Origin of the sequence: Variovorax sp. 38R, from assembly GCF_014843395.1 — a bacterium.
Classification (GTDB): domain Bacteria; phylum Pseudomonadota; class Gammaproteobacteria; order Burkholderiales; family Burkholderiaceae_C; genus Variovorax; species Variovorax paradoxus_H.
On sequence record NZ_CP062121.1, the window covers coordinates 5,219,384 to 5,244,348 of the forward strand.

Annotated in this window: 24 protein-coding genes; 12 read left to right on the plus strand and 12 right to left on the minus strand. The window is 68.7% G+C overall.

All coding sequences use genetic code 11. The features are described from left to right. Nucleotides 1-5: 5 nt before the first annotated feature. Nucleotides 6-656 carry an urease accessory protein UreG gene (gene ureG, locus IG196_RS24275; RefSeq protein ID WP_101488952.1) on the plus strand — a complete coding sequence of 217 codons (651 nt, stop codon included), beginning with the start codon at nt 6-8 and terminating at the stop codon, nt 654-656. Between the two features lie 37 nt (nt 657-693). Here the strand turns inward: ureG and IG196_RS24280 are convergent, their stop codons facing one another. Beyond that, nucleotides 694-1,572, minus strand: coding sequence for a pirin family protein (locus IG196_RS24280; RefSeq protein ID WP_192193350.1), 879 nt, complete (start codon nt 1,570-1,572; stop codon nt 694-696). 148 nt (nt 1,573-1,720) lie between these two features. Between IG196_RS24280 and IG196_RS24285 the strand changes: the two genes are divergently transcribed. Next, nucleotides 1,721-2,686, plus strand: coding sequence for a LysR family transcriptional regulator (locus IG196_RS24285; protein ID WP_192193351.1), 966 nt, complete (start codon nt 1,721-1,723; stop codon nt 2,684-2,686). On the opposite strand, the gene IG196_RS24290 is transcribed toward IG196_RS24285, so the two are convergent. Together IG196_RS24290 and IG196_RS24295 are read right to left on the minus strand one after the other, a co-directional pair. Continuing rightward, nucleotides 2,675-3,280, minus strand: coding sequence for an ATP-binding protein (locus IG196_RS24290; RefSeq protein WP_192193352.1), 606 nt, complete (start codon nt 3,278-3,280; stop codon nt 2,675-2,677). The two genes, IG196_RS24285 and IG196_RS24290, sit on opposite strands and share 12 nt — an antisense overlap. Before the next feature lie 278 nt (nt 3,281-3,558). Further along, nucleotides 3,559-4,719: a porin gene (locus IG196_RS24295; RefSeq protein ID WP_192193353.1), complete on the minus strand. Its 1,161-nt coding sequence runs from the start codon at nt 4,717-4,719 to the stop codon at nt 3,559-3,561. Nucleotides 4,720-5,049: 330 nt separating this feature from the next. Here IG196_RS24295 and IG196_RS24300 point away from each other — a divergent pair, with 330 nt between their 5' ends. The 3 genes from IG196_RS24300 to IG196_RS24310 all read left to right on the plus strand — a co-directional run bounded on the left by IG196_RS24300 (nt 5,050) and on the right by IG196_RS24310 (nt 8,896). Beyond that, a complete protein-coding gene (locus IG196_RS24300) occupies nt 5,050-5,706 on the plus strand; it encodes a nuclease-related domain-containing protein (RefSeq protein ID WP_192193354.1) in 657 nt (218 codons plus the stop codon). A gap of 75 nt (nt 5,707-5,781) precedes the next feature. Next, nucleotides 5,782-8,187: an outer membrane protein assembly factor BamA gene (gene bamA / locus IG196_RS24305; RefSeq protein WP_412556354.1), complete on the plus strand. Its 2,406-nt coding sequence runs from the start codon at nt 5,782-5,784 to the stop codon at nt 8,185-8,187. A 16-nt stretch (nt 8,188-8,203) separates the two neighbouring features. Then, nucleotides 8,204-8,896, plus strand: a complete 693-nt coding sequence (locus IG196_RS24310) for a response regulator (protein WP_192193355.1) — start codon at nt 8,204-8,206, stop codon at nt 8,894-8,896. On the opposite strand, the gene IG196_RS24315 is transcribed toward IG196_RS24310, so the two are convergent. From IG196_RS24315 to IG196_RS24325, 3 genes are read right to left on the minus strand one after another with little or no spacing between them, the layout of a single operon-like run. Continuing rightward, nucleotides 8,871-9,158, minus strand: coding sequence for a hypothetical protein (locus tag IG196_RS24315; RefSeq protein ID WP_192193356.1), 288 nt, complete (start codon nt 9,156-9,158; stop codon nt 8,871-8,873). The genes IG196_RS24310 and IG196_RS24315 overlap by 26 nt on opposite strands. A 12-nt stretch (nt 9,159-9,170) precedes the next feature. Beyond that, on the minus strand, nt 9,171-9,335 hold the full coding sequence (locus IG196_RS24320) for a hypothetical protein (RefSeq protein WP_192193357.1): 165 nt from the start codon (nt 9,333-9,335) through the stop codon (nt 9,171-9,173). Then, entirely contained in the window at nt 9,325-9,585 is a 261-nt protein-coding gene (locus IG196_RS24325; RefSeq protein WP_225616775.1) for a hypothetical protein, read from the minus strand. Before IG196_RS24325 ends, IG196_RS24320 begins: the two co-directional genes overlap by 11 nt. A gap of 166 nt (nt 9,586-9,751) precedes the next feature. Between IG196_RS24325 and IG196_RS24330 the strand changes: the two genes are divergently transcribed. Both IG196_RS24330 and IG196_RS24335 read left to right on the plus strand, forming a co-directional pair. Then, complete coding sequence (locus IG196_RS24330) at nt 9,752-11,332, plus strand: ATP-binding protein (RefSeq protein WP_192193359.1); 1,581 nt, start codon at nt 9,752-9,754, stop codon at nt 11,330-11,332. Further along, complete coding sequence (locus IG196_RS24335) at nt 11,329-12,033, plus strand: response regulator (RefSeq protein WP_192193360.1); 705 nt, start codon at nt 11,329-11,331, stop codon at nt 12,031-12,033. Before IG196_RS24330 ends, IG196_RS24335 begins: the two co-directional genes overlap by 4 nt. 28 nt (nt 12,034-12,061) lie before the next feature. On the opposite strand, the gene IG196_RS24340 is transcribed toward IG196_RS24335, so the two are convergent. Both IG196_RS24340 and IG196_RS24345 read right to left on the minus strand, forming a co-directional pair. Continuing rightward, nucleotides 12,062-12,748, minus strand: a complete 687-nt coding sequence (locus tag IG196_RS24340; protein WP_192193361.1) for a TetR family transcriptional regulator C-terminal domain-containing protein — start codon at nt 12,746-12,748, stop codon at nt 12,062-12,064. Between the two features lie 49 nt (nt 12,749-12,797). After that, nucleotides 12,798-14,240 carry a PLP-dependent aminotransferase family protein gene (locus IG196_RS24345; RefSeq protein WP_192193362.1) on the minus strand — a complete coding sequence of 481 codons (1,443 nt, stop codon included), beginning with the start codon at nt 14,238-14,240 and terminating at the stop codon, nt 12,798-12,800. A gap of 253 nt (nt 14,241-14,493) precedes the next feature. On the opposite strand from IG196_RS24345, the gene IG196_RS24350 reads away from it, so the two are divergent. The 5 genes from IG196_RS24350 (at nt 14,494) to IG196_RS24370 (ending at nt 21,572) form a co-directional block, all read left to right on the plus strand. Next, the gene (locus tag IG196_RS24350; protein WP_412556355.1) at nt 14,494-15,864 is read left to right on the plus strand and encodes an NAD(P)-dependent oxidoreductase; all 1,371 of its coding nucleotides are present in this window, start codon (nt 14,494-14,496) and stop codon (nt 15,862-15,864) included. A gap of 70 nt (nt 15,865-15,934) precedes the next feature. After that, the gene (preA, locus tag IG196_RS24355) at nt 15,935-17,251 is read left to right on the plus strand and encodes an NAD-dependent dihydropyrimidine dehydrogenase subunit PreA (RefSeq protein ID WP_192193363.1); all 1,317 of its coding nucleotides are present in this window, start codon (nt 15,935-15,937) and stop codon (nt 17,249-17,251) included. A 77-nt stretch (nt 17,252-17,328) separates the two neighbouring features. Next, the gene (locus IG196_RS24360; RefSeq protein ID WP_192193364.1) at nt 17,329-18,834 is read left to right on the plus strand and encodes an NCS1 family nucleobase:cation symporter-1; all 1,506 of its coding nucleotides are present in this window, start codon (nt 17,329-17,331) and stop codon (nt 18,832-18,834) included. Between the two features lie 23 nt (nt 18,835-18,857). Further along, on the plus strand, nt 18,858-20,297 hold the full coding sequence (gene hydA / locus IG196_RS24365) for a dihydropyrimidinase (protein WP_192193365.1): 1,440 nt from the start codon (nt 18,858-18,860) through the stop codon (nt 20,295-20,297). Between the two features lie 18 nt (nt 20,298-20,315). Next, nucleotides 20,316-21,572: a Zn-dependent hydrolase gene (locus IG196_RS24370; protein WP_192193366.1), complete on the plus strand. Its 1,257-nt coding sequence runs from the start codon at nt 20,316-20,318 to the stop codon at nt 21,570-21,572. 25 nt (nt 21,573-21,597) lie between these two features. Here the strand turns inward: IG196_RS24370 and IG196_RS24375 are convergent, their stop codons facing one another. From IG196_RS24375 to ycaC, 4 genes are all read right to left on the minus strand, one after another. Then, the gene (locus tag IG196_RS24375) at nt 21,598-22,815 is read right to left on the minus strand and encodes an acyl-CoA dehydrogenase family protein (protein ID WP_192193367.1); all 1,218 of its coding nucleotides are present in this window, start codon (nt 22,813-22,815) and stop codon (nt 21,598-21,600) included. A 98-nt stretch (nt 22,816-22,913) separates the two neighbouring features. After that, the gene (locus IG196_RS24380) at nt 22,914-23,510 is read right to left on the minus strand and encodes an NADPH-dependent FMN reductase (RefSeq protein WP_192193368.1); all 597 of its coding nucleotides are present in this window, start codon (nt 23,508-23,510) and stop codon (nt 22,914-22,916) included. 103 nt (nt 23,511-23,613) lie between these two features. Beyond that, nucleotides 23,614-24,303 (minus strand): isochorismatase family protein, encoded by a 690-nt coding sequence (locus IG196_RS24385; RefSeq protein WP_192193369.1) that lies wholly within the window; start codon nt 24,301-24,303, stop codon nt 23,614-23,616. Nucleotides 24,304-24,310: 7 nt separating this feature from the next. After that, entirely contained in the window at nt 24,311-24,937 is a 627-nt protein-coding gene (gene ycaC, locus IG196_RS24390) for an isochorismate family cysteine hydrolase YcaC (RefSeq protein WP_062479957.1), read from the minus strand. Between the last annotated feature and the right edge of the window lie 28 nt (nt 24,938-24,965).

Genomic DNA, 24,965 nt, shown 5'->3' on the forward strand with positions numbered 1-24,965 from the left:
CGCCCATGACCTCCGCCCTGCACCACATCCCGAACCGCACCAAGAAGCTCCCGCCGCTGCGCGTGGGCATCGGCGGCCCCGTCGGCTCGGGCAAGACCACGCTGCTCGAAATGCTCTGCAAGGCGATGCGCGACAAGTACGACCTCGTCGCCATCACCAACGACATCTACACCAAGGAAGACCAGCGCCTGCTCACGGTGGCCGGCGCGCTGCCGGCCGAGCGCATCATGGGCGTGGAAACCGGCGGCTGCCCGCACACGGCAATCCGCGAAGACGCCTCGATCAACCTCGAGGCCATCGACCGCATGCTCGAAGACTTTCCCGACGCCGACATCGTGTTCGTCGAATCGGGCGGCGACAACCTCGCGGCCACCTTCAGCCCCGAGCTGTCGGACCTCACCATCTACGTGATCGACGTGGCGGCCGGCGAAAAGATCCCGCGCAAGGGCGGTCCCGGCATCACCAAGAGCGACCTGTTCGTCATCAACAAGACCGACCTCGCGCCCTACGTCGGCGCGAACCTCGATGTGATGGAACAGGACACCCAGCGCATGCGCCGCCAGCGCCCCTATGTGATGACCAACCTCAAGACGCACACAGGCGTCGCCGAGGTGGTGGCCTTCATCGAGGAACGCGGCATGCTCACCGCCGCCTGATCTTTCAATCAAGGCGGCGGCGAACCTGGCGTCGCGCTCAGTGCGCGACCGCTTCCGGCATCTGCCCGAACTTCCCGCTGCCGAAGTCCTTCATCGCCTGCACGATCTCGTCGCGCGTGTTCATCACGAACGGGCCGTGCCCGACGATGGGTTCGTCGATCGGCTCGCCGCTCAGCAGCAGCACCACCGCGTCGTTGTTCGCATCGATCGTGAGCGCATCGCCCGCGCGGTCGAGCAGCACCATCTGCGCGTCGCGCACGACCGTCTCGCCGTTCACCTGCACCGTGCCGCGCAGCACCACGATGGCGGCGGCATGGCCTTCGGGCACCGGCAGCGTCACCTGCGCGCCCTGGTTCAGCCGCAGGTCCCACACGTCGATGGGCGTGAAGGTGCGGGCCGGTCCCTTGTTGCCGAGGTAGCCGCCCGCAATCACGCGCACGCTGCCCGCGCCTTCAGGCAGCGGCACCGACGGAATCTGCGCATCGACGATGGCCTGGTAGCCGGGCGTGGCCATCTTGTCCTTGGCGGGGAGGTTGACCCACAGCTGCACCATCTCGAGCTCGCCGCCGTCGCGCGTGAACGCTTCGGAATGGAACTCCTCGTGCAGGATGCCCGCGCCGGCGGTCATCCATTGCACGTCGCCGGGGCCGATGGTGCCGCCCTGCCCGGTCGAGTCGCGGTGCGACACCTCGCCCTTGTAGACGATGGTCACGGTCTCGAAGCCGCGGTGCGGGTGCTGGCCCACGCCGCGCGGCCGTGCGGTCGGCGTGAACTGGGCCGGACCGGCGTAGTCCAGCAGCAAAAAGGGGCCGGCGTGGCGGCCCAGCGTGTCGTAGCTGAACAGCGAGCGCACAGGAAAGCCGTCGCCGACCCAGTGCGGGCGCGGGGCGCTGTAGGTGCCGAGGATCTTCTTCATGGGGTCTTTCCTTTCCATCTGGCGGCTCGCCCGGTGCGGGAAAGCCATGCATCAAGGATGGGGCCGCAACGATGCTTTGAGTAGATGCCAGAATTCGCCCTCATCGTTCCATTTGACGAACGATCAACGGCACGGAGGCCCCCCAGCCATGCGCGACCTGAACGATCTCTACTACTACGCCCAGGTGGTCGACCACGGCGGTTTTGCCCCGGCCGGCCGCGCCCTGAGCGTGCCCAAGTCGAGCCTGAGCCGGCGCATCGCGCTGCTCGAAGAGCGGCTGGGCGTGCGCCTCATCCAGCGTTCCACGCGCCGTTTCAGCGTCACCGACATCGGCCGCCAGTACTACGAGCACTGCGTCGCCATGCTGGTCGAGGCCGACGCCGCGCAGGAGGCCATCGACCGCCTGCAGGCCCAGCCGCAGGGGCTGGTGCGGCTGTCCTGCCCGCCGGCGCTGGTGTACTACCAGGTGGCCGAAATGCTCGCCCGCTTCATGACCGAGTGCCCGCGCGTGACCGTGCAGCTCGAAAGCACCAACCGCCGCGTCGACGTGATCCGCGAGGGCTTCGACCTCGCGCTGCGCGTGCGCTTTCCGCCGCTCGAAGACACCGACCTGGTGATGAAGGTGCTGGGCCACAGCACGCAGCGGCTGGTGGCCCACCCGCGGCTGCTCGAAGGCCTCACGGCACCGGCCAGCCCCGCCGACATCGGCCTGCTGCCCAGCCTCGACCTCGGCCCGGCCCAGCCGCACCACACCTGGTCGCTCGAAGGCCCCGACGGCGCGAGCGCCGAGGTGCGCCACCAGCCGCGTCTGGTGACCGACGACATGGCCGCGCTGCGGCATGCCGCCCTGCAAGGCGTGGGCGTGGCCAAGATGCCGACCATGATGGTGCGCGACGACCTGCAGGCCGGCCGCCTCGTCGACGCACTGCCGCAATGGGCGCCACGCAGCGGCATCGTGCACGCGGTGTTCCCGTCGCGCCGCGGCCTGCTGCCGTCGGTGCGCAAGCTGGTGGACTTCCTGGCGGTGGAATACGAGGCGCTCGAAGCCCTCGAATTCTCGGGCGTATCGGCACCGCCGCCCGCGTCAGGGCCGACGCGCACCTCAGTCGACTGATCCGGCGGCCACTGGCGCGTAGAGCGGCAGGCGCAGCGTCAGGCCAAGCACGCCGCCGTCGTCCGGCGCCGAGTAGATGCGCCCGCCGTGGCGCCCCGCGATGCGTTCGCAGATGCGCGCACTGGCCAGCGAGGCGGTGTCGAGCGCATCGAAGAAGCGCGCCAACGGTGGGCGTTCGCCCTCTGCGTTGAGATCGCGCCAGTGAATGACCGCCTGCGTGCCTTCGATGCGCGCGCGCACCTGCAGCGTCGCCCCCGCCGCCATCACGCGCGCGGCATGCGCGGCCACCTTGGCCAGCAGCTCGCGCAGCTCCGACGGGATGCCGAAGACCGGCACTGCCTCTGCAGGCAGGTCTACATCGAGGCGCAGCGCTGTTGCATCGCCAGATTCAGCGCCGAGCAATGGCCGCAGGTCCTGCACACGGCTGTCCGCCAGTTGCTGATGCAGCTCGGTGCGGGCCTGCTGGGCGAGGCCACGGGCATGCGCAGCCGCGCGAGCATTGGCGAAAAACAGTGCGCCCATCAGCGCGAGCACGCCGACCAAGCCGAGGCCGATGACCGTGGCAATGATCAGGCCGAGCTGGCTGCCGTACATGGTCGACAGTCCCTCAGCGCGTTTCGGGAAAGGCTGGCCGCGCACAGCCGGCAGGTCCTCCGCACCGTGGCGGGGGCGGCGGCCCCTCGCCGCGAAACCCCGGCGGTGGCCCGGGTGGAAAGAGAGGCGGCGGCAGCACGATGCAGCCCGACAGGCCGAGCGCTGCCAGCACGCCTGCGAGGTGGTGAATTCGGATCATGTGAATCGATGCATTGCATGTTCGACGGCACGGACCGTTCGCGTGCGCCGGCAGCGCCGCCTCACGCGAACGGGGCCGATCAGAACGCGTGGCGGATGCCGAAGTCGTAGCCGGTCGACGAACGCGGCAGGCCCGTGTAGCCCACGCCTGTGCTGCCGTAGCCCGTGGTGCTCGCGGCCGTGAGGCTGCCCGTGTAGTTCGCATCGTTGCGGTTGCTCACGCGCGCCACGGTGGCGTACAGCGCGGTGCGCTTCGACAGGTTGTGCACGTAGCCGATCGCGAGCTTGTTCGCACGCGGATCGTCACCTGTCACGCCGACCGCGCCTTCGTTGTAGCGCACGGTCGAGTACGACGCGCGGATCAGGCCCGCGCCCACCGGCATGCTCGCGCCGATCAGGTAGCCGTTGTAGCTGTCATGGCGGTCGCTCAGCGCCGCGAGGTCGAACTTGTTCTTCACGTTCGACAGCTCGCCAAAGAGCTTGATCGGACCGAAGTCGTATGACGCACCGAGGTTGATGGTCTGCACCTTGCGCGTGAGCGTGATGGTGTCGGCCGCGACGTTCTGGCCCACCGCCAGTGCGATGTCCAGCGGCCCGTTCGCATAGCCGAAACGCCCGCCGACATAGCGGCCGGCACTGCTGCTGGTGGCGGCCGTGGTGTCGGTGGCGCTGGTCTTCGTGTTCTCGTTCAGGCTGTACTGCAGCTGGCCGTAGAAGCCGCCGAAGTTCGGCGGCAAAAAGTAGCCGACCATGTTGCTGGCGCGCACGTAGTTCGTGTTGCCCAGCGCGGTGCTGCCGCTCACCGTGTTGATCAAGCTCGAGCCCGAGCCGTTGGTGCCGAACGGGTCGAACACCGTGTCGTTCCAGAACGTGGCCGTGTAGTCGCGGCCCAGCCGCACTTCGCCGAAGCCGCCCGACAGGCTGACGGTGGACCGGCGGTTGAAGTTGGCGATGCCGTTCGCGCCGTCGTCGTTGCTGATCGGCGCTTCGAGCCAGAAGCTCGCGGCCAGCCCGCCGCCCAGGTCTTCCGTGCCGCGAAAGCCGATGCGGCTGGAGTTGTAGCCCGAGTTGGCCAGGCTCCATTGGCTTTGCTTGCTGGTGGTGCCGGTGACGGGGTTGCGCGACGTGGCGCTCTGGTAGCTCACGCCGGCATCGACGACGCCGAACAGGGTGACCGACGATTGGGCAGAGGCCAGGCCGGTGACGGCCAGCGCGGCGAGTGCCGTGAGGGATTTCTTCATTCAGGTTTCTCCGGGGTTTGCAGCTGCTCTTCATCGAGCCGCTGACCGGATGGTCCTGTTCAAAATTGGAGGAATCTGGTGGACGAAGCGCGATCGCGACCGTATGTTGTTTTGCGCTCACGCCCCCACAAGCGCCCGGTGGGCGGTGCGGTGCGGTCGGCCCCTCTGTGCCGCCGAAACGCGAGCACCGCAGGGCAGCCCGAAGGGCCGGCACAGTGGGGCCGCCCGCGCCGCACCGCCTGCCGGGTGCGTATTCATCGAAGCCAACGCAGCACATACCAGAAGTCTCCCAAAAGCCCAGCAATGCTCACCGCTCCGAAGGAGTCCGACATGACCATTGTTTTGCAGCAAAGCGCGGTCGCCGCGTCGCTCGGTGTGCAGCAGCTCGCCACCGCATTCAGCCCCGCCTTTTCCCACCTGCGCATTCTTCGCAACCTCATCATCCCGATGCCTTCCGGTTGCGCCGTTCCCACCGCGCGCATCGACGCGGTGATCGTGTGCGAGACGGGCGTCTACCTGTTCGAGATCAAGGCGTGGCGCAATGCGTTTGTCTATCGCAAGAAGTCCGACGAGGCGCCGCCGCGCTGGTTTCTTCGACTGCATGGCTGCACGCGGGCGCGTGAGGTGAAAGACCCGGCCTGGCAAGGCGGGCGCAAGACGACGCAGCTGCGCAGCCTGCTGCCGGACGACCTGCGGCTGCAGTACTTCGTGCTGCTGCCTTGCGAAGGTGTGGAACTCGAAGGCGTGATGCCCGCCGCCGTGATCACGCAGCAAGACCTGCCGTACATCGCGCGGCTGGTGCGCAACAACGGGCGAACGGCGCGAACGTATCCGCTGCTCGACGCGCACGCGGTCGATCGCACGGTGCGGCGACTGCTCGAGATCCAGGGCGATCTGTCGCTGGAGACGCATGCGCAGAACTGCCGCGAACGCATCGAACGGCCTGCGGTGTCGTGGCCGACGGTGAACGCGATGGGGTTGCAATAGCGACTGCTTGCCACCCGGCCCTGCGGGTGGGAGGGCGTCCCACATTCCTCCGACATTGGTGAAGACCATGCGGTGATGATGATTCCTCCCAAGTCTCTCGCCGCCCTTGCTGCGTTGTGCCTCGCGATGGCGGCCTGCCCGGCACAGGCCGCCGACCCGTTCACCGTGCAGGACATCCGCCTCGAAGGCCTGCAGCGTGTCGAAGCCGGCACGGTGTTCGCGACCCTCGGCCTGAAGGCCGGCGACACCTACAGCAACGACCGCGGCAGCGCGGCCATTCGCGCGCTGTTCGACCTCGGGCTCTTCAAGGACGTGCGCATCGACGTCAACGGCCGTGTGCTCGTCGTCATCGTCGAAGAGCGCCCCACCGTGGCCGATGTCAACTTCGCCGGCACCAAGGAATTCGACAAGACCGCACTGCAGAAGGCGCTGCGCGACATCGGGTTGGCCGAAGGCCGGCCCTACGACAAGGCACTGGCCGACCGCGCGGAGCAGGAACTCAAGCGCCAGTACATCGGCCGCAGCCTCTACAACGCGCAGGTGGTCACCACCGTCACCCCGCTGGAGCGCAACCGCGTCAACCTCACGTTCAGCGTGACCGAGGGCGAGCCGGCGCGCATCACGCGGGTGCGCGTGGTCGGACAGCAAGCTTTTGACGAACGCACACTGCTCGACCTGTTCGACCAGGACAGCGGCGGCTGGCTGGCCTGGTACACGAAGTCGAACAAGTACGCGCGCGCCAAGTTCGACGCCGACCTGGAAACGCTGCGCTCGTTCTACCTGACGCGTGGCTACCTCGAGTTCCGCATCGAGTCCACGCAGGTCGCGATCTCGCCCGACCGGCAGACGCTCGAACTCACGGTGAACATCAGCGAGGGCGAGAAGTTCGCCGTGGCCGGCGTGAAGCTGGCAGGCAACTACCTGGGGCGCGAGGACGAGTTCAAGTCGCTCGTCACCGTGCGCCCCGGCGCGCCCTACAACGGCGAAGACGTGGTGGCCACCACCAAGGCCTTCGCCGACCACTTCGGCACCTTCGGCTACGCCTTCGCGCGCGTGAAGGCCGAGCCCGAGATCGACCGCGCCCAGCGCCGCGTGGTGATGGTGCTGAACGCCGAGCCCGGGCGGCGCGCCTATGTGCGGCGGCTGAACATCGGCGGCAATGCGCGCACGCGCGACGAAGTGATCCGCCGCGAGTTCCGCCAGTACGAAGGCGCCTGGTACGACGGCACGAAGATCAGGCTCTCGCGCGACCGCGTCGACCGCCTGGGCTTCTTCACCGAGGTGAACGTCGAGACCACCGAAGTGCCGGGCAGCAACGACCAGGTCGACCTGAACGTCACCGTGGCCGAGAAGCCCACGGGCGCGCTGCAGCTGGGCGCGGGCTACTCGTCGACCGACAAGATCTCGCTGAGCTTCGGCATCACACAGGAGAACGTGTTCGGCTCGGGCAATTACCTCGGGCTGCAGGTCAACACCGGCTCGTACAACCGCTCGGTGTCGCTTACGGCCACCGACCCGTACTTCACGACGGGCGGCATCTCGCGCACCTTCAACCTCTTCCACACCACCACGCGGCCCTACTACGAGGCCGACGGCAACTACAAGCTCGCGAGCGACGGCGGCTCGGTGCGCTTCGGGCTGCCGGTGAACGAGCTGGACACGGTGTACCTGGGCATCGGCGTGGAGCGCTATGCGTTCACGCCCGGCACCAACGGTTCGTACACGCTGGTCAACGGCTCGTATGTCTACACGGCCACGCCGCAGGCCTACCTCGACTACTTCCAGTGCACCGGCACCGCGCCGAGCGTGGTGTGCGCGGGCAAGAACGTGGTGGGCATCCCCGCGACGGTGGGCTGGTCGCGCGACGACCGCGACAGCGCCCTGGTGCCCACGCGCGGGCGCCTGCAGAGCGCCAACCTCGAGCTGGGCGTGGGCAGCGAGTTGCGCTACCTGAAGACCAACTACCAGTACCAGCAGTACATGCCGCTGTCCAAGCAGTACACGCTGGCCTTCAACGGCCAGCTCGGCTACGCGAAGGCGCTGGGCGGCAGCAGCTTCCCGGTCTTCAAGAACTTCTACGCGGGCGGGCTCGGCTCGATCCGCGGCTTCGAGCAGAACTCGCTGGGCCCGACCGACGCGGTCACCGGCGGTTCGCTGGGCGGCACGCGCAAGGCGATCTTCAACATGGAGCTGACCACGCCCTTCCCCGGCGCGGGCAACGACAAGTCGCTGCGCCTGTACACCTTCTTCGATGCGGGCAACGTGTTCGCCGAACGCACGGCCAGCATGACCGACGCGCAGTGGAAGGCGCAGAACCGCCTGCGCGCCTCGGCCGGCCTGGGCATCAGCTGGATCTCGCCGTTGGGCCCGCTGCGCCTGGCGTATGCGGTGCCGATCGTCTACCAGAAGGAGGACACGGCCAATGGCATCGCCGCCGACCGCACACAGCGCTTCCAGTTCCAGATCGGCACGTCCTTCTGAACCGACCCGCAAGACCATGAGCCGCATCCTGCTGGTGGAACACGGACGCGACATCGCGTCGGTGCTGCTGGACCTGCTGCACCGCGCGGGCCACGAGGTCGAGCAGCTCGGCGACGGCGCCGCCGCGCTCGACCGCATCCTGCATGCGCCTCACTCGCCGCTGGCGCTCACCCTGCTCGACGTGGTGCTGCCGCGCATCGACGGGCTGCAGGTGATCGAGCAGGTGCGCTCGCGCAGCGACCACCCGATCATCGTGCTGACGGCGCGCGCGCACGAGGCCGACCGGTTGCGCGGGCTCGACCTGGGCGCCGACGACTATGTCTGCAAGCCCTTCTCGCCGCGCGAGGTGGTGGCGCGCGTGCACACGGTGCTGCGCCGACACGCGCAGCGCGACTTGCACGTGGGCATGCCCTCGCCTTCCGTGGCCTTCGACAGCGCGAGGGGCGATGCATGGCTGGAGGGGCGGGCGCTGGCGCTCACGCGCCGCGAGCTGCTGTTGCTGCGCGCGCTCTCGCGGGAACCGGGCCGGGTGTTCACGCGCTCGAAGCTGCTCGAAGCGGCGTTCCCCGAGGCGCTCGACGTGAACGAGCGCGCGGTCGACGGACACATCAAGAACCTGCGCCGCAAGCTCGCGGCCGTGTCGCCCTCGCACGGCTGGATTCGCTCGGTCTACGGCGTGGGGTTCAGCTTCGCGGAGCGGCCGGGCTGAGGGCGGACCGGGTCTTGCAGGGGCCGTGGCCGCGCGGCGTGCGGCTTTCACGGCGGCTTTGCAGGATCGGCGCCAGCGTCGCCAGGCGCGAGTTGCGCACCTCGGCCTGCCGGGCTTCCGCGCAGGCGCCGCGTGCCGCGACGCTGATGCCCAGCGCCAAGCTGCAGAAGGCCAGGCAGCCCGCGCAGGTGTGCGCCAGCGCGCGCATCGCGGCGCGCGGCGTCACCCACCGGGGACCGGGCGCGAAGGACGGGAGCGGCATGCGCAGCACCGCTCAGCCTTCGGTGCGCGGCGGCACGAGCGCGCGGATGCGGGCGATGCCTTCGAGCGTGCGTGGCGCGACACAGTACCGGCCTTCCTCGCGCACCACGGCCGGGCCAGCGGCGGCCGCACCGATCACGGCCAGCAGGCCCCGGCGTCCGATCGCTTCATCGGCCATGGGCAGCCTCCTTCTTGGCAGGTGCTCGCACGCCCGAGGCCCTCGCTTCGGCCCAGACCACGAGCAGCGTCCACACATGCGCGACAACCCAGAACAGCGCCGCCAGCAGGAACAGCAGCAGGTCGACGCCGGTGTCGGCCGGTGGTGTCGCCGCGGGCGCCGCGTGCCCCGACGGGGCCCAGGCGAGCGCGGCGGCGGCCAGCGCGTGGAAGGCAAGGGGCGGGCGGGAGCGGTGCGTGTCCGGTGTCATGGCCCGCATCGTGCGATCCGAATCGGGAGAAATGTGGGAGAGCGGCGGGAAGGCGCCTCTCCCAGATTCCTCCCCAATCCGCAGCCATGATCGACGGCTTGCCTATGACGTCCCCGCCCCCGAAACGCATGCCGCAGAATGCGGCCATGCCTCCGCCGCCGAGCCCATGCCGCGCCTGACACTCTCCCGCAAGATCTTCCTGGCGCTGGCCGCCCTGCTGATCGTGCTGCTGCTCAGCTTCGTGGGCTTTTCGATCGTCGCGCTGCAGCGGGGCCTGGGCGCCTACGTGGCCGAGATCGAGATCCGCCGCATGGACTGGCTCTCTCAGCTCCTGCTGAAGCACTACACCGCCAACGGCGACTGGAAGAAGCTGCGCGACAACGACGAAGCCTGGCACCGCCTGCAGATGGGCCAGCTGGCGCTGGTGATCGACGGCGCCACCACGCCCGACGACCGGCGCCTGCCTCCCTGGTACGAGCGCCGCACGTCAGGCGACAACGCGCAGCAGGCCGAGTCCTCCAGTGGCCTCTCGAACACCGCCTCGCCGCCGCCCCCGCCACCACAGCTCGACCTGCTGCCCCGGCGCTTCGCGATGCCGCCGCCGGGCTTCTTTCCCGGCCTGTCCGGCCCGCCCGATTCGATCTACCGCCGCCTGGCCCTGCTCGACGCGCAAGGTGCATGGGTGGTCGGCGCCACCCTCGACCTGGCCACCGCCGCGCGCCTGCCCATCCGGCGCGGGCGTACCGTCGTGGGCTACCTCGCCCTGGCCCCCGTGCAGGGCCTCGAAAGCGAGGCCGACCGCGCCTTTCTCGCGCAGCAATCGGGCGTGATCGCGCTCACGGGCTTGTGCGGCCTGGCCTTCGCGCTCGTGCTGTCGTGGCTGCTGGCGCGCCGCTGGTTCAAGCCGATCGACGCGCTCACGCAGGCCGCGCAAGACGTGGCGCGCGGGCGGCTCTCGACGCGCGTCGCGGTCCACGGATCGGACGAACTCGCGCTGCTGGGCAAGACCTTCAACGACATGGCGCAGCGCCTGGACACCGTCGAAGCCTCGCGCCGTGCCTGGCTGGCCGACGCGGCGCACGAGCTGCGCACGCCGCTGGCGGCGATGCGCGCGGAGATCGAAGCACTGCAAGACGGCGTGCGCACCTTCGACGAACGCACCGCGCTGCGCATGCACCGGCAGGTGATCCGTCTCGGCCAGCTGGTCGACGACCTGCGCAGCAGCATGCGCGAGCCCCAGAGCGACCTGCTGAAGGCGCCGGTGTATCCGCTGTCGCTGCTGAAGGAGGCGCTCGACCACACGCGCGACCGCTTCGCGCAGCGCGGCATCGCGGTCGATCGCGACGCCATCGACCGCATCGCCGCCTCGGCCCAGCCGGTGATCGACGGCGATGCGCACCGGCTGCACCAGGTCTTCATGAACCTGCTCGAGAACACGCTGGCCTACACCGATGCCGGCGGCATACTGCGCATCGATGCGACCGTCGAGGGCGCATGGACGGGCAACTGCCTCACGCTGGTGTTCGACGACAGCGCACCGGGCGTGCCCGACGACGAAATTCCGCGGCTCTTCGACCGCCTGTTCCGCGGCGAGACCTCGCGCAGCCGCGCGCTCGGCGGCTCGGGGCTGGGCCTGTCGATCTGCCGCGCGACCCTCGAGGCGCACGGCGGCAGCATCGAGGCGGCGCCCTCGCCGCTGGGCGGCCTGCGCATGACCATCACCCTTCCCCTGGCGGCCTCCGCATGACACGCATCGTGATCGTTGAGGACGAACTCGACATCGCCTCCGTGGTGCAGGACTACCTGCGCCACGCCGGCTACGACACCGAACACTTCGCCGACGGTCAGAGCGCGCTCGAACGCATCGTCGCCGCACCGCCCGACCTGACGCTGCTCGACATCATGCTGCCGCGCCTGGATGGCATCGAGGTGCTGCGCCGCGCGCGCGAGCACACGGCCCATCCGATCATCATGCTCACCGCGCGTATCGAAGAGGTCGACCGCCTGCTCGGCCTGGAGCTGGGTGCCGACGACTACGTGTGCAAGCCTTTCTCGCCGCGCGAGCTGGTGGCGCGCGTGCGCGCCGTGCTGCGCCGCACCGCGCCCGCTTCCGTGCCGGGACAGCCGACTACTTCGGACGACACACCGGGCCTCGTGCTCGACGACGTGCACTGGCGCGCCTCGCTCGACGGCACGCCGCTGAACCTCACGCGCCGCGAGTTCGGGCTGCTGCAGGTGCTGTCGCGACACCCGGGCCGCATCTTCTCGCGCGCCCGGCTGCTGGAGCTGGCCTACGACGACACCGTGGACGTGACCGAGCGCGCCATCGACAGCCACGTGAAGAACCTGCGCCGCAAGCTCGGCGCGGTGACGCCCGCGCACGACTGGATACGGTCGGTGTATGGCGTGGGCTTTGCGTGGGAAGCGCCGGCCGACGCGGCGCATTGAACGCCCTTGTTTCCTGTGGAAGCAGCGCTCAGCCGTTCCACGGCGGGCTCGCCACCACCGCCGATGTCGCGGGCCGCGACAAGCTCAGCGCCCCTTCCAGCATCCGCATGATCGTCTCGCGCGCCTGGTCGAAATCTTCCGGCTCCAGCGCCTGCTTGCCGAGCAGCATCCGCATCTGCCAGGCGAAGTCGGCATAAGTCTGGGTCATGGCCCACAGCGTGAAGAGCAGGTGCGGCACCGGCAGCGGATCGATGTCGCCGCCCGCCATCCAGCGTTGCAGCACGGCCGCCTCGGCCCGAAAGGCGGGCACCAGCTTGGCCTGGATATCGTCAGCGCACTGCGGTGCCTGCGAGATGATTTCCTGCGCGAACAGCCGCGAACCCGAAGGGTGGTCGTAGGAGAACTTGAGCTTCTGCGTGACGTAGCGCTCCAGCGCCGCGTGCGGATCGAGGTCTGCATCGGCGAGGCTGTTCAGGTTCGACAGCCACGAATCCAGCACGTCGTTGAAAACACGCCGGTACAGCGCCTTCTTCGAGGGAAAGTAATACAGCAGGCTCTGCTTGGAAACGCCCGCATCGGCTGCGATGTCGTCGACCGACACGCCGCCATAGCCGTGCAGCGCAAAGCACTCCTGCGCGACGGCGAGGATCGCGCTCTCCAGGTTCTGGCGGCGCGCCTGGCGCTTCACCGCGGGGGGACGTGGCGCAATGCTCATCGAATGACCTCCGCGCTGCGCGCTTGCCTGGAACGGCGCTGCGCAGCACTCATGGGTTCTTGATCCGCGCCAGGAAGCGCACCAGTCGCTCGTCGCCGCACTGCGTGACGTTGAACCGGAACCACGCGAAGGGCTGCGGCGTGGTGCAGAAGTCCGCGGCGGCGGTGAGCGGCAGGCCCTGCTTGCGCGCCTCCAGCAACACCGCATCGCTCGACGGCCGCGGCTCGCTGCCGGCCGGCCAGCCGGCGCAGAGGAAAGGGCCGCCATCGGGCACGCACAGCGCCTGCAGGCCCGCCCCGGTCAACAGCGACAGGGTGCGCTCGCCGGCGATCTTCAAGGACGTGTTGAGCCGCTGCAGGAAGCGCGCGTGGCCGGCATCGGCCAGCACTTCGCAGGCCACGCGCTCCTCGAACTCGCTCGGCCCGAGCGTGGTGTGCAGGCAGCGCAGCGCGGGGTCGTCGGTCCAGCGCTGCGGCAACAGCACATGCGCGAGCCGCAGCCGGGCCGACAACGTGGCCGAGACGCTGCCGACCTGCGCCACGCGCTGCAGGCCGTCCATGGCCGCCAGGCTGGGCGCCTGCAGCGGCGAGAGCCCGCGCCACGCATCCAGCTCGATGACGCGCAGGTCGTGCCGCTCGGCGGCTTGCAGCGCCTGGTGCGCGCCTTGCGGCGTCATGCACACGCCCAGCGGATTGGACACGGCCGTCGACACGAACAGCAGCCGGCGCCTGCCCTCCGCAGGCAGCAAGGCGGCCTGCTCGTCGAGTGCGGCAATGTCGAGGCAGCCGCCACGCCGCGGCACTTCCAGCGTGCCCCGGCCCAGCGTGTGAATCAGCCGCCGCAGCTGGCGCGACGCGGGCGACTCGATCAGCACCGCATCGCCGGGCGCGGTCCACGCCTGCAGCAGGCACATCGCGGCGCCGAGGCTGCCGGCGGCGGTCATCACCTGCTGCGGACCGAGTGCGGGCAGCTCGGCGCGATGGCGTGCGGCGATGCGCTCGCGCAGTCGCACCAGTCCGAGCCCGGGCCTGGCGCCGTCGTCCCATTCGGGGGTCGCCCGGGCCACGCGGCGCATGGCCTCGCGCACCAGTTCGTCGCCACGGTACTCGGCCGGTGGCGGCCTGTCGGGGTCCGCGTGCGCCTCGGCCGCGGGCGGTGCCGCAGCGTCCGGCGCAGGCGCGGGCCGGTGCAGCACGTAGTAGCCGCTCCCCGGTCGCGAGGCCAGCACCGAGCGCGCGCGCAAGGCGCTGTACGACTCGGTGACCGTGAAGGTGCTGATGCCCAGCTTGCCGGCCAGCGCGCGCACCGAAGGCATCTTGGTGCCGGGTGCCAGACGCCCGTCGATGACGCGCAGCTCGACGCCCACCACGAGGCGCTGCGCCAGGCCGAGGCCGGGCGCGGCTTCGTCCATGTCGCCCATCAGGCCCTGCATCCAACCGGCACCGGCCGGCGCCGTCTGGCGCAGCGCCGACGCGTTGCTTGAACTCTGCATCACCGGGTCTCCTTGAGAAACGCATGCGGCCTGTCTGGACAGGGTTTGCCCTTGGCAACTGTGCTGGGGAGTGCACCAAACAGCATGGTCGGCAGCGGCAAACACTTTCTTGTGCGCCGCGCCAACTGTGTATGGGCGGCACCCCTCGTTTGCTGAATCATCGCGACATTCGACCACTTGGTCAAACTTCATGAGAGCTCGATCTCTCATGTCGCACACGGTTACCCCACCACGACCTGGAGCTTGAAAGCCCATGAGCAGCACGATGAATCCCGTCGCGCCCAGCGCGCACATTGCCTCCGATGTGCGCGCCGGCCGTCTCGACCCCGCGCAGTACGCCAAGAACTTCTGCGACGCCCACCCGCCGCTGAACGTGGTGCAAGCCAACATCGAGGCCGAGCGCTGCTACTACTGCTTCGACGCGCCCTGCCAGACGGCCTGCCCCACGGGCATCGACATCCCGACCTTCATCCGCCGCATTGCCGACGGCAACCTGCGCGGCGCGGCGCGCACCATCCTCGAAGAGAACCCGCTGGGCGGCATGTGCGCCCGCGTCTGCCCCACCGAAGTGCTGTGCGAGCAGGCCTGCGTGCGCAACAGCAACGAGAGCAAGCCGGTCGAGATCGGCCTGCTGCAGCGCCACGCGACCGATGCCTTCTTCGACGCGCCCGGCGCACCGCTGTTCGTGCGCGCGGCCGATACCGGCAAGCGCATTGCCGTCGTCGGTGCGGGCCCGGCCGGCCTGGCCTGCGCGCACCGCCTCGCGGTGCTGGGCCACCAGGTGACGCTGTTCGACGCGCGCCCCAAGCTCGGCGGCCTGAACGAGTACGGCCTGGCCAGCTACAAGACAGTGGACGGCTTCGCGCAGCGCGAGATCGAATGGCTGCTGTCGGTCGGCGGCATCGAGGTGCGCAACAACCAGGCGCTGGGCCGCGAGCTGCACCTGGACGCGCTCGCCACCGACTACGACGCAGTGTTCCTGGGCCTCGGCCTGGCCGGCGTGAACGCGCTGGGCCTGGGCGAGCAGACCGGCGTGCGCGACGCGGTGGACTTCATCGCCGAGCTGCGCCAGGCCGCCTCGCCGGCCGACGTGGCGATCGGCCGCCACGTGGTGGTGATCGGCGGCGGCATGACCGCGGTGGATGCGGCCGTGCAGTCGCGCAAGCTCGGCGCGGAAGACGTGAGCATCGTCTACCGGCGCGGCGCCGAGGCCATGGGCGCCTCGATCGACGAGCAGAGCTGGGCCAAGGAGAACGGCGTGCGCATCATCCACTGGGCCGCACCCAAGGCCCTGCGCGCCAAGGGCGGCGTGCTGCGCGGCATCGACTTCGCGCGTACCGCGCTGGTCGACGGCAAGCTGGTCGAGACCGGCGAGGCCCTCGCGCTGCAGGCCGACATGGTGCTGTGCGCCATCGGCCAGAGCTTTGTCGCGACCGTGCTGGAAGACAGCGGTGTGCGGCTGCAAGGCGGGCGCATCGACACCGATGCCGAATGCCGCAGCTCGCGCCCCAAGGTCTGGGCCGGCGGCGACGCGCGCTTCGGCGGGCGCGACCTCACGGTCGAGGCGGTGGAAGACGGCAAGCAGGCCGCGCTGTCCATCGACCGCCACCTGCGCGCCGCCTGACGCGACAGCGCCCTCTCTTCCTTTCTCACCTCTCATCCGTGCGCGCCGCGGCGCGACAGGAGCAATTCACATGGCAGACCTGAGCATCGACTTCGTGGGCATCCGCAGCCCCAACCCTTTCTGGCTGGCCTCGGCGCCGCCGACCGATAAAGAGATCAACGTGGTGCGCGCCTTCGAGGCCGGCTGGGGCGGCGTGGTCTGGAAGACCGTGGGCGAAGACCCGAACGTGGTCAACGTGCACGGCCCGCGCTATGCCGTGTCGTATGCGGCCGACCGCCGCGTGACGGGCTTCAACAACATCGAGCTGATCTCCGACCGGCCGCTGCGCACCAACCTCGACGAGATGACGCGCGTGAAGCGCAACTGGCCCGACCGCGCGCTGGTGGCATCAATCATGGTGCCGTGCACCGAAGAAGCCTGGAAGAACATCCTGCCGATGGTCGAAGACACGGGCTGCGACGGCATCGAGTTGAACTTCGGCTGCCCGCACGGCATGAGCGAACGCGGCATGGGCGCGGCCGTGGGCCAGGTGCCCGAATACATCCAGATGGTGGCCGAGTGGTGCAAGCACTACTCGAAGCTGCCGGTGATCGTGAAGCTCACGCCCAATGTGGCCGACATCCGCCCCGCCGCACGCGCCGCCAAGAAGGGCGGCGCCGATGCGGTGAGCCTCATCAACACCATCAACTCGATCATGGGCGTCGACCTCGATGCGATGGCGATGTTCCCGCACACCGACGGCAAGGGCTCGCACGGCGGCTACTGCGGCCCCGGCGCCAAGCCGATCGCGCTGCACATGGTGGCCGAAATCGCGCGCGATCCGCAGACCGCCGGCCTGCCCATCTCGGGCATCGGCGGCGTCTCGACCTGGCGCGACGCGGCCGAGTTCATCGCGCTGGGCAGCGGCTCGGTGCAGGTGTGCACTGCCGCCATGGTCTATGGCTTCAAGATCGTGCAGGACCTGTGCGACGGCCTCTCCAACTTCATGGACCAGAAGGGCTACGCCAACCTCGAACAGATGCGCGGCCGCGCGGTCGGCAGCATCACCGACTGGCAGCAGCTCAACCTGAACCACGTCGACAAGGCGGTGATCCACCAGGACCTGTGCATCCAGTGCGGCCGCTGCCACGTGGTGTGCGAAGACACCTCGCACCAGGCCATCAGCGCGACGAAAGACGGCATGCGCTTCTTCGAGGTGAAGGAAGAAGAGTGCGTCGGCTGCAACCTGTGCGTGTCGATCTGCCCGGTGCCCGGCGCGCTGTCGATGCGCACGCTGAAGGCCGGCGAAACCGATGCGCGCACCGGCCACCCCGTCGCCGGTCACTACGCCAACTGGACCACGCACCCCAACAACCCGTTGCGCGTCGCCGAAGCCAGCCCGCACTGATCCGCCGGGTCGGCACGGATCGTGCCTGCGCCGCGTGAGTCCCCTTCCCAGCCCAGCCCCATGCAGGAACAAACACCATGAACACCTCATCGCAAAGCGGCAGCCCCACAGCCAACCTCTGGAACGAAGACCTCGCGCCCACCACGCTGGCACAGCGAACGTGGCGCTGGTACCACTTCGCCGCGCTCTGGGTGGGCATGGTGATGTGCATCCCCGCCTACATGCTGGCCGCCAGCCTCATCGAAGGCGGCATGTCGTGGGGGCAGGCGGTGCTGACCGTGTTCCTCGGCAACGCCATCGTGCTTGTGCCGATGCTGCTCATCGGGCATGCGGGCGCGAAGTACGGCATTCCGTATGCGGTGATGGCGCGCGCTTCGTTCGGCACGCGCGGCGCGCGGTTGCCGGCATTGCTGCGCGCCATCGTGGCCTGCGGCTGGTACGGCATCCAGACCTGGTTCGGCGGCCAGATGATCTACACGCTGGTCGGCGTTCTCATGGGCCAGCAACTGGGCGGCGACAAGCTGCCGATGCTCGGCATCAACGGCGCACAGCTCGTGTGCTTCCTGGTCTTCTGGGCGATCCAGCTGTACTTCGTGGTGCACGGCATCGAGTCGATCCGCCGTCTCGAAACCTACACCGCGCCGCTCAAGATCATCGTGTGCATTGCCCTGCTCTACTGGGCCGTGCAGCGCGCGGGCGGCCTCGGCCCGATCTTCGACCAGCCTTCGCAGTTCGAAGCGGGCGGCAAGAAGGCCGGCATGTTCTGGGCCGTGTTCTGGCCGTCGCTCACGGCCATGGTGGGCTTCTGGGCCACGCTGGCGCTGAACATCCCCGACTTCACGCGCTTCTCTCGTTCGCAGCGCGACCAGGTGGTGGGCCAGGTGATCGGCCTGCCCGCGCCCATGGGCCTGCTCGCGATGATGGCCGTAATGGTCACCTCGGCCACGGTGGTCATCTACGGCAAGGCGCTGTGGGACCCGGTGGACCTGGCCAGCCGCATGACCGGCGCCGCGGTGCTCATCGCGCTCATCGTCCTGCTGATCGACACGGTGAGCGTGAACCTGGCGGCCAACCTCGTGGGCCCGGCATACGACTTCTCGGCCCTCAACCCGAAGAAGATTTCGTACCGCACGGGCGGCTACATCACCGCCGGCATCGCCATCGTGATGATGCCGTGGAAGGTGCTGGAGACCACACAGGGCTACATCTTCACCTGGCTCATCGGCTACTCGGCGCTGCTCGGTCCCGTGGCCGGCATCCTGATTGCCGACTATTACCTCATCCGCCGCAAGGAGCTGGACGTCGACGCGCTCTACCGCGAAAACGGCGCGTACAGCTACGGCAACGGCTGGAACATGGCGGCCGTCATCGCCTTCGTCGTCGGCGTGCTGCCGAACATTCCGGGCTTCCTGAACGCGGCCTTTCCGTCGGCTGTGCCGACGATGCCCGAGTTCTTCAAGACGATCTACACCTACGCCTGGTTCGTCGGCGTGGTGCTGTCAGCTGTGGTCTATATGGGTCTGATGAAGGCGCGTGCGCCACAGCTTCAGGGCATGACTCCACCCCTCAAGAACCCCAGCTGAAACAACGCAAAGGAACCCACGCCATGACCGTTCTCATTCGCGGTGGCACGGTGGTCAACGCCGATGCCGAGCACCGTGCCGACGTGCTCTGCCAGGGGGACAAGATCCTCCAGGTCGGCACCGACCTGCAGGTGCCGCCCGGTACCGAAGTCGTCGATGCCGGCGGCGCCTACGTGATGCCCGGCGGCATCGACCCGCACACCCACATGCAGCTGCCCTTCATGGGCACCGTGGCGGCCGATGACTTCTTCAGCGGCACGGCGGCCGGCCTGGCCGGTGGCACCACCAGCATCATCGACTTCGTGATTCCCGACCCGCAGCAGTCGCTGATGGACGCCTTTCGCATGTGGCGCGGCTGGGCCGAAAAATCCGCTGGCGACTACAGCTTTCACGTGGCCGTGACCTGGTGGAACGACAGCGTGCACAAGGACATGGGCACGCTGGTGCAGGAGCACGGCGTGAACAGCTTCAAGCACTTCATGGCCTACAAGAACGCGATCATGGCCGACGACGAGATCCTGGTGAAGAGCTTCCAGCGCTCGCTCGAGCTCGGCGCCATGCCCACGGTGCACGCGGAAAACGGCGAGCTGGTCGCGATGCTGCAGCAACAGTTGCTGGCGCAGGGCATTCGCGGGCCCGAAGGCCATCCGCTGTCGCGCCCGCCGATGGTCGAGGCCGAAGCCGCCAACCGCGCCATTGCCATCGCCGACGTGCTGGGCGTGCCGATCTACGTGGTGCACGTGTCGTGCGGCGAAGCGCTCGACGCCATCACCCGTGCCCGCGCGCGCGGCCAGCGTGTGTACGGCGAAGTGCTGGCCGGCCACCTGGTGGTCGACGAGAGCGCCTACCGCGACCCCGACTTTGCGCGCGCCGCCGCCCACGTGATGAGCCCGCCCTTCCGCTCGCGCGAGAACCAGGCCATGCTGTGGCGCGGCCTGCAGGGCGGCAACCTGCACACCACGGCGACCGACCATTGCACCTTCTGCGCCGAGCAGAAGGCCGCCGGCCGCAACGACTTCACGAAGATCCCCAACGGCTGCGGTGGCGTCGAGGAGCGCATGGCCGTGCTGTGGGATGCGGGCGTCAACGCCGGCCGTCTCACGCCGTCGGAGTTCGTGCGCATCACCTCCACCAACGCGGCGCAGCTGTTCAACCTGTACCCGCGCAAGGGCGTCATCCAGCCCGGTGCCGACGCCGACCTCGTGGTGTGGGACCCGAAGGCCACCAAGACGCTGTCGGTGAAGACGCAGCACTCGAAGAGCGACTTCAACATCTTCGAGGGCCGCGAAGTCACGGGCCTGCCGCGCCACACCGTCAGCGCGGGCCGCTGGGTCTACCGCGACGGCGACCTGCGCGCCGAACCGGGCACCGGCCGCTACCTCAAGCGCCCGCCCTTCGCGCCGATGTTCACCGCGCTGGAACGCTTCAAGCAGCAGCACGCGCCCACGGCCGTGGCGCGCTGAATCCCCAAGGAGTCATACATGAATGCAGCAGTGGACACACAGGTGCTGACGATCAACGGCGAGCGCCTGTGGAACTCGCTGATGGAGCTGGCGCGCATCGGCGCCACGCCCAAGGGCGGCGTCAAGCGGCTGGCGCTCACCGACCTCGACAAGCAGGGCCGCGACCTCGTGGTCTCGTGGGGCAAGGAAGCCGGCCTGAGCATCACGGTCGACAAGATCGGCAACGTCTTCATGCGCCGCGAAGGCACCCACCCCGCGCTGCCGCCCATCGTGTCGGGCAGCCACATCGACACGCAGCCCACCGGCGGCAAGTTCGACGGCAACTACGGCGTGCTGTCGGCGCTGGAAGTGGTGCGCACGCTGAACGACCAGGGCATCCGCACCGAAGCCCCCATCGAGGTCGCGTTCTGGACCAACGAGGAAGGCTCGCGCTTCGTGCCGGTGATGATGGGCTCGGGCGTCTTCTGCGGCGCCTTCAGCCTGGAACACGCCTATGCCGCAAAAGACACCGAAGGCAAGACGGTGCGCGAAGAGCTGGAGCGCATCGGCTACGTCGGCAGCCAGACGCCGGGCGAGCACCCCATCGGCGCCTACTTCGAGGCGCACATCGAGCAGGGGCCGGTGCTGGAAGACGCGGGCAAGGTGATCGGCGTGGTGCCGGCGGTGCTGGGCCTCTCCTGGTACGACTGCGTGGTGACCGGCATGGAAGCGCATGCGGGCCCGACGCCCATGCACCTGCGCCGCGACGCGCTGCAGGTGGCGACGCGGATCATGCAGGAGGTGGTGGCCATCGCGATGCGCTACCAGCCGTACGGACGCGGCACGGTCGGCATGGTGCAGGTGCACCCGAACAGCCGCAATGTGATTCCGGGGCAGGTGAAATTCTCGGTCGACCTGCGCAACGTGAACGACGAGCTGCTCGACCGCATGCACGGCGAGATCCTCGCGTTCGTCGAGCGCACCGGCCGCGAGACCGGGCTGGACGTGACCATCGAGCGCGTGTCGTACATCCCGCCCTGCCCTTTCCACCCCGACTGCGTGGACGCGGTGCGCCGCGCCACCGAGAAGCTCGGTTACTCAAGCATGGACGTGGTCTCGGGCGCGGGCCACGACGCGATCTATGCCGCGCGGCTGGCACCGGCCGGCATGATCTTCGTGCCTTGCAAGGACGGCATCAGCCACAACGAGATCGAAGACGCGCAGCCCGACCATCTGACAGCCGGCTGCAACGTGCTGCTGCACGCCATGCTGGAGCGCGCGAAGCGCGTCGACTGACGCGCTCGCGGCGGCGGCGTTGCCGTTACTGGTACGCCGCCAGCTCCTGCTTCGCGATCGCGTTGCGGTGCACTTCGTCGGGGCCGTCGGCCACGCGCAGGTGGCGCTCGTAGGCGTAGAAGTGCGTGAGCAGCGTGTCCTGGCTCAGGCCCATCGCGCCGAAGGCCTGCATGGCCCAGTCGATCACCTTCACGCAGTTGTTCGGCGTGAGCACCTTGATCATCGCGATTTCCTTCGCGGCGACCTTGTTGCCCACGGTGTCCATGCGGTAGGCCGCGTGGAGCACCATCCAGCGCGACTGTTCGATGAGCATGCGCGACTCGGCAATGCGCTCGCGCCACACGCCCTGCTCCGACAGCGGCTTGTGGAAGGCCACGCGCGACACGAGGCGCTGGCACATCATCTCCAGCGCGGCCTCGGCCATGCCGATGGCGCGCATGCAGTGGTGGATGCGTCCGGGGCCAAGGCGGCCTTGCGCAATCTCGAAACCGCGGCCCTCGCCCAGCAGGATGTTCTCGACCGGCACGCGCACGTTGTCGAACACGATCTCGGGGTGACCGAAGGGCGGGTCGTACATGCCCAGCAGCTGCATGTCGCGCACGATGGTGATGCCGGGCGTGTTCTTCGGCACGAGCACCATCGACTGCTGCTTGTGGCGGTCGGCGTTGTCGGGGTCGGTCTTGCCCATCAGCACGAAGATTTCGCAGCGCTCGTTCATGGCGCCGGTGATGTACCACTTGCGCCCGTTGATGACGTACTCGTCGCCTTCGCGGCGGATGCTGCAGCGGATGTTGGTGGCGTCGCTCGAGGCCACCTCGGGCTCGGTCATGGCGAACGACGAGCGGATCTCGCCGGCCAGCAGCGGCGTGAGCCAGCGCTCCTGCTGCGCCTTGGTGCCGTAGCGCGCCAGCACTTCCATGTTGCCGGTGTCGGGCGCGGAGCAGTTGAAGATTTCTGCGCTCCAGTAGCGCCGGCCCATGATCTCGCACAGCGGCGCGTACTCGACGTTGGTGAGGCCGGGGCCGTGTTCGGCTTCGGGCAGGAACAGGTTCCACAGGCCGCGCTCGCGCGCCTTGGCCTTGAGGCCGGCCATCATCGGCAGCTCGGCATACGGGCGGCCGGCGCGGGCGTTGGCGGCCAGCTCTTCCTCGCGGCGCTTCTCGTTCGGGTAGACGTGTTCGTCCATGAACTGGAGCAGCTCGGCGCGCAGCGCGAGCACCCGGGGCGTGAATTCGAATTGCATGTCGTCTCGTCCTTCTTCCAATGTGCGGTCGAAGATACGTCGCGATGCGGATCGGGACGGTCGTTCGCGCGACAGCACGAACGCCGCCCCTGCGCGAATCAATGGGGGGTGGGCAACGCCGTCGCAAGCGCGGCCAGCGCCGCCACCACCTTCTGCACCGACTGCGCGGCGCGCGCGTCCTTCAGCGCGCCGTCGGCATCGAAGGCCTCGTTCGCACGCCCGAGCGCGAACTGCTGCGGCGCCACCAGCATGGCGAAGGCCATCTGCAGGTACTGGCGCAGGAAGTTCATCGAGCGCAGCGCGCCCAACGGGCCCGGCGAGGCCGACAGCAGCGCGGCCGGCTTGTTGGCCGTGGCGGCCAGCCCGCCTGCGTGGCCGTCGCCCGGCGGAATGCGCGAGAGCCAGCTGAAGGCGTTGATGACCAGCGGCGTGGGAAAGCCGTTGTACTCGGGCGTGACGATCAGCACGCCGTCGCTCGCTGCGATGGCGCGCCGCAGCGCGAGTGCCCCGGCCGGCACGCCCGAGGCGGCCTCGAGGTCGCCGTCGTACACGGGCAGCGCGAGCGCGCGCAGGTCCATCTCCGTCACCTGCAGGCCTGCCGCGCGCGCGGTGGCGGCAGCGACAGCCGCCAGCTGGCGGTTGAGCGAGCCGTCGCGGGCGCTGCCGGGAATGATCAGGATGCGGGGACTGTCCATGCGAGGCTCCTTGCCGTGCGTTGAATTGGGAAAGCCGCGCCGCACTTTTTTTCGCGTGCGGCGCGGCGTTCGTCAGTGTCGCATCGGGGATGCGATCAATGGATCAAGCGCGCTGCGAATCCAGCTGTTCGCTGTTCGTCACGACCTCCTGCGCCTTCATGTAGCTCTCGATCAGCAGCTGGTAGGGCGGGAACACGGCGCTGTAGGCCTCGGCCCATTGCGCGGCGTCGTCGCGGTGCCAGGTCTTCTGCACTTCGGAGCACACGCCCGCGGTGTCGATCGGCACCACGCCGGCCTGCACCACGCGCGCCAGCGTGATCTCCTGCGCCATCTTCGAGTACGTGCCCGAAGCGTCGACCACCGCGAACACGCGGTAGCCGTCGTACACCGCCGAGATGCTCGGGAAGGCCATGCACACGCTGGTGATGGTGCCGGCAATGATCAGCGTGCCGCGCCCGGTAGCCTTCACGGCGGCCACGAACTCGGGGTTGTCCCAGGCGTTGATCTCGCCCTTGCGCGCCACGTACTGCGCATGCGGCGCGTACTTGTGCACTTCGGGAATCAGCGGCCCGTTGGGGCCCTGCGGCACCGAGGCGGTGGTGATGACCGGGATCTTCGCCAGCGTCGCGACCTTGGCCAGCGTGGTGACGTTGGAGCGCAGCTCGGTCATCGGCATGTCCTTCACGGTCTGGAACAGGCCGCTCTGGTGGTCGATGAGCAGCATCACGGCATCGTCCGGGTCGATGACGGGCTTGGCGCCGTTGAAGTTGGCGACGTTGTTGGGAATGGTCATGGGGTGCTCACTTTCCTTGGGTCAGCTGGGTGTAGCTGGTGATGAGGTTGCGGTAGTCGGGGATGTGGTTGGAGAACAGCGTCCCCAGCCCCTCGATGTCGTTGCGCCAGTCGCGGTGCAGCTCGCAGGCCACGCCGAACCACGACATCAGCTGCGCGCCGGCGGCCGACATGCGGTCCCACGCGGCCTGGCGCGTCACGTCGTTGAAGGTGCCCGATGCATCGGTGACGACGAATACGTCGAAGCCCTCGGCCAACGCCGACAGCGCCGGGAAGGCCACGCAGACCTCGGTGACCACGCCGGCAATCAGCAACTGCTTCTTGCCCGTGGCCTTCACGGCCTTGACGAAGTCCTCGTTGTCCCAGGCGTTGATCTGGCCGGGCCGGGGAATGTAGGGCGCGTCGGGAAACTGGGCTTTCAGCTCGGGCACGAGCGGGCCGTTGGGGCCGTTCTCGAAGCTGGTGGTCAGCACCGTCGGCAGCTTGAAGTAGCTGGCGATGTCGGCCAGGGCCAGCACGTTGTTCTTGAACTTGTCGGGGTCGATGTCGCGCACCAGCGAGAGCAGGCCGGTCTGGTGGTCGACCAGCAGCACGGCGACATCGTTCTTGTCGAGACGGGTGTAGGGCTTGGACATGGGAGGCTTCCTTTGTGAGGTTGAATGC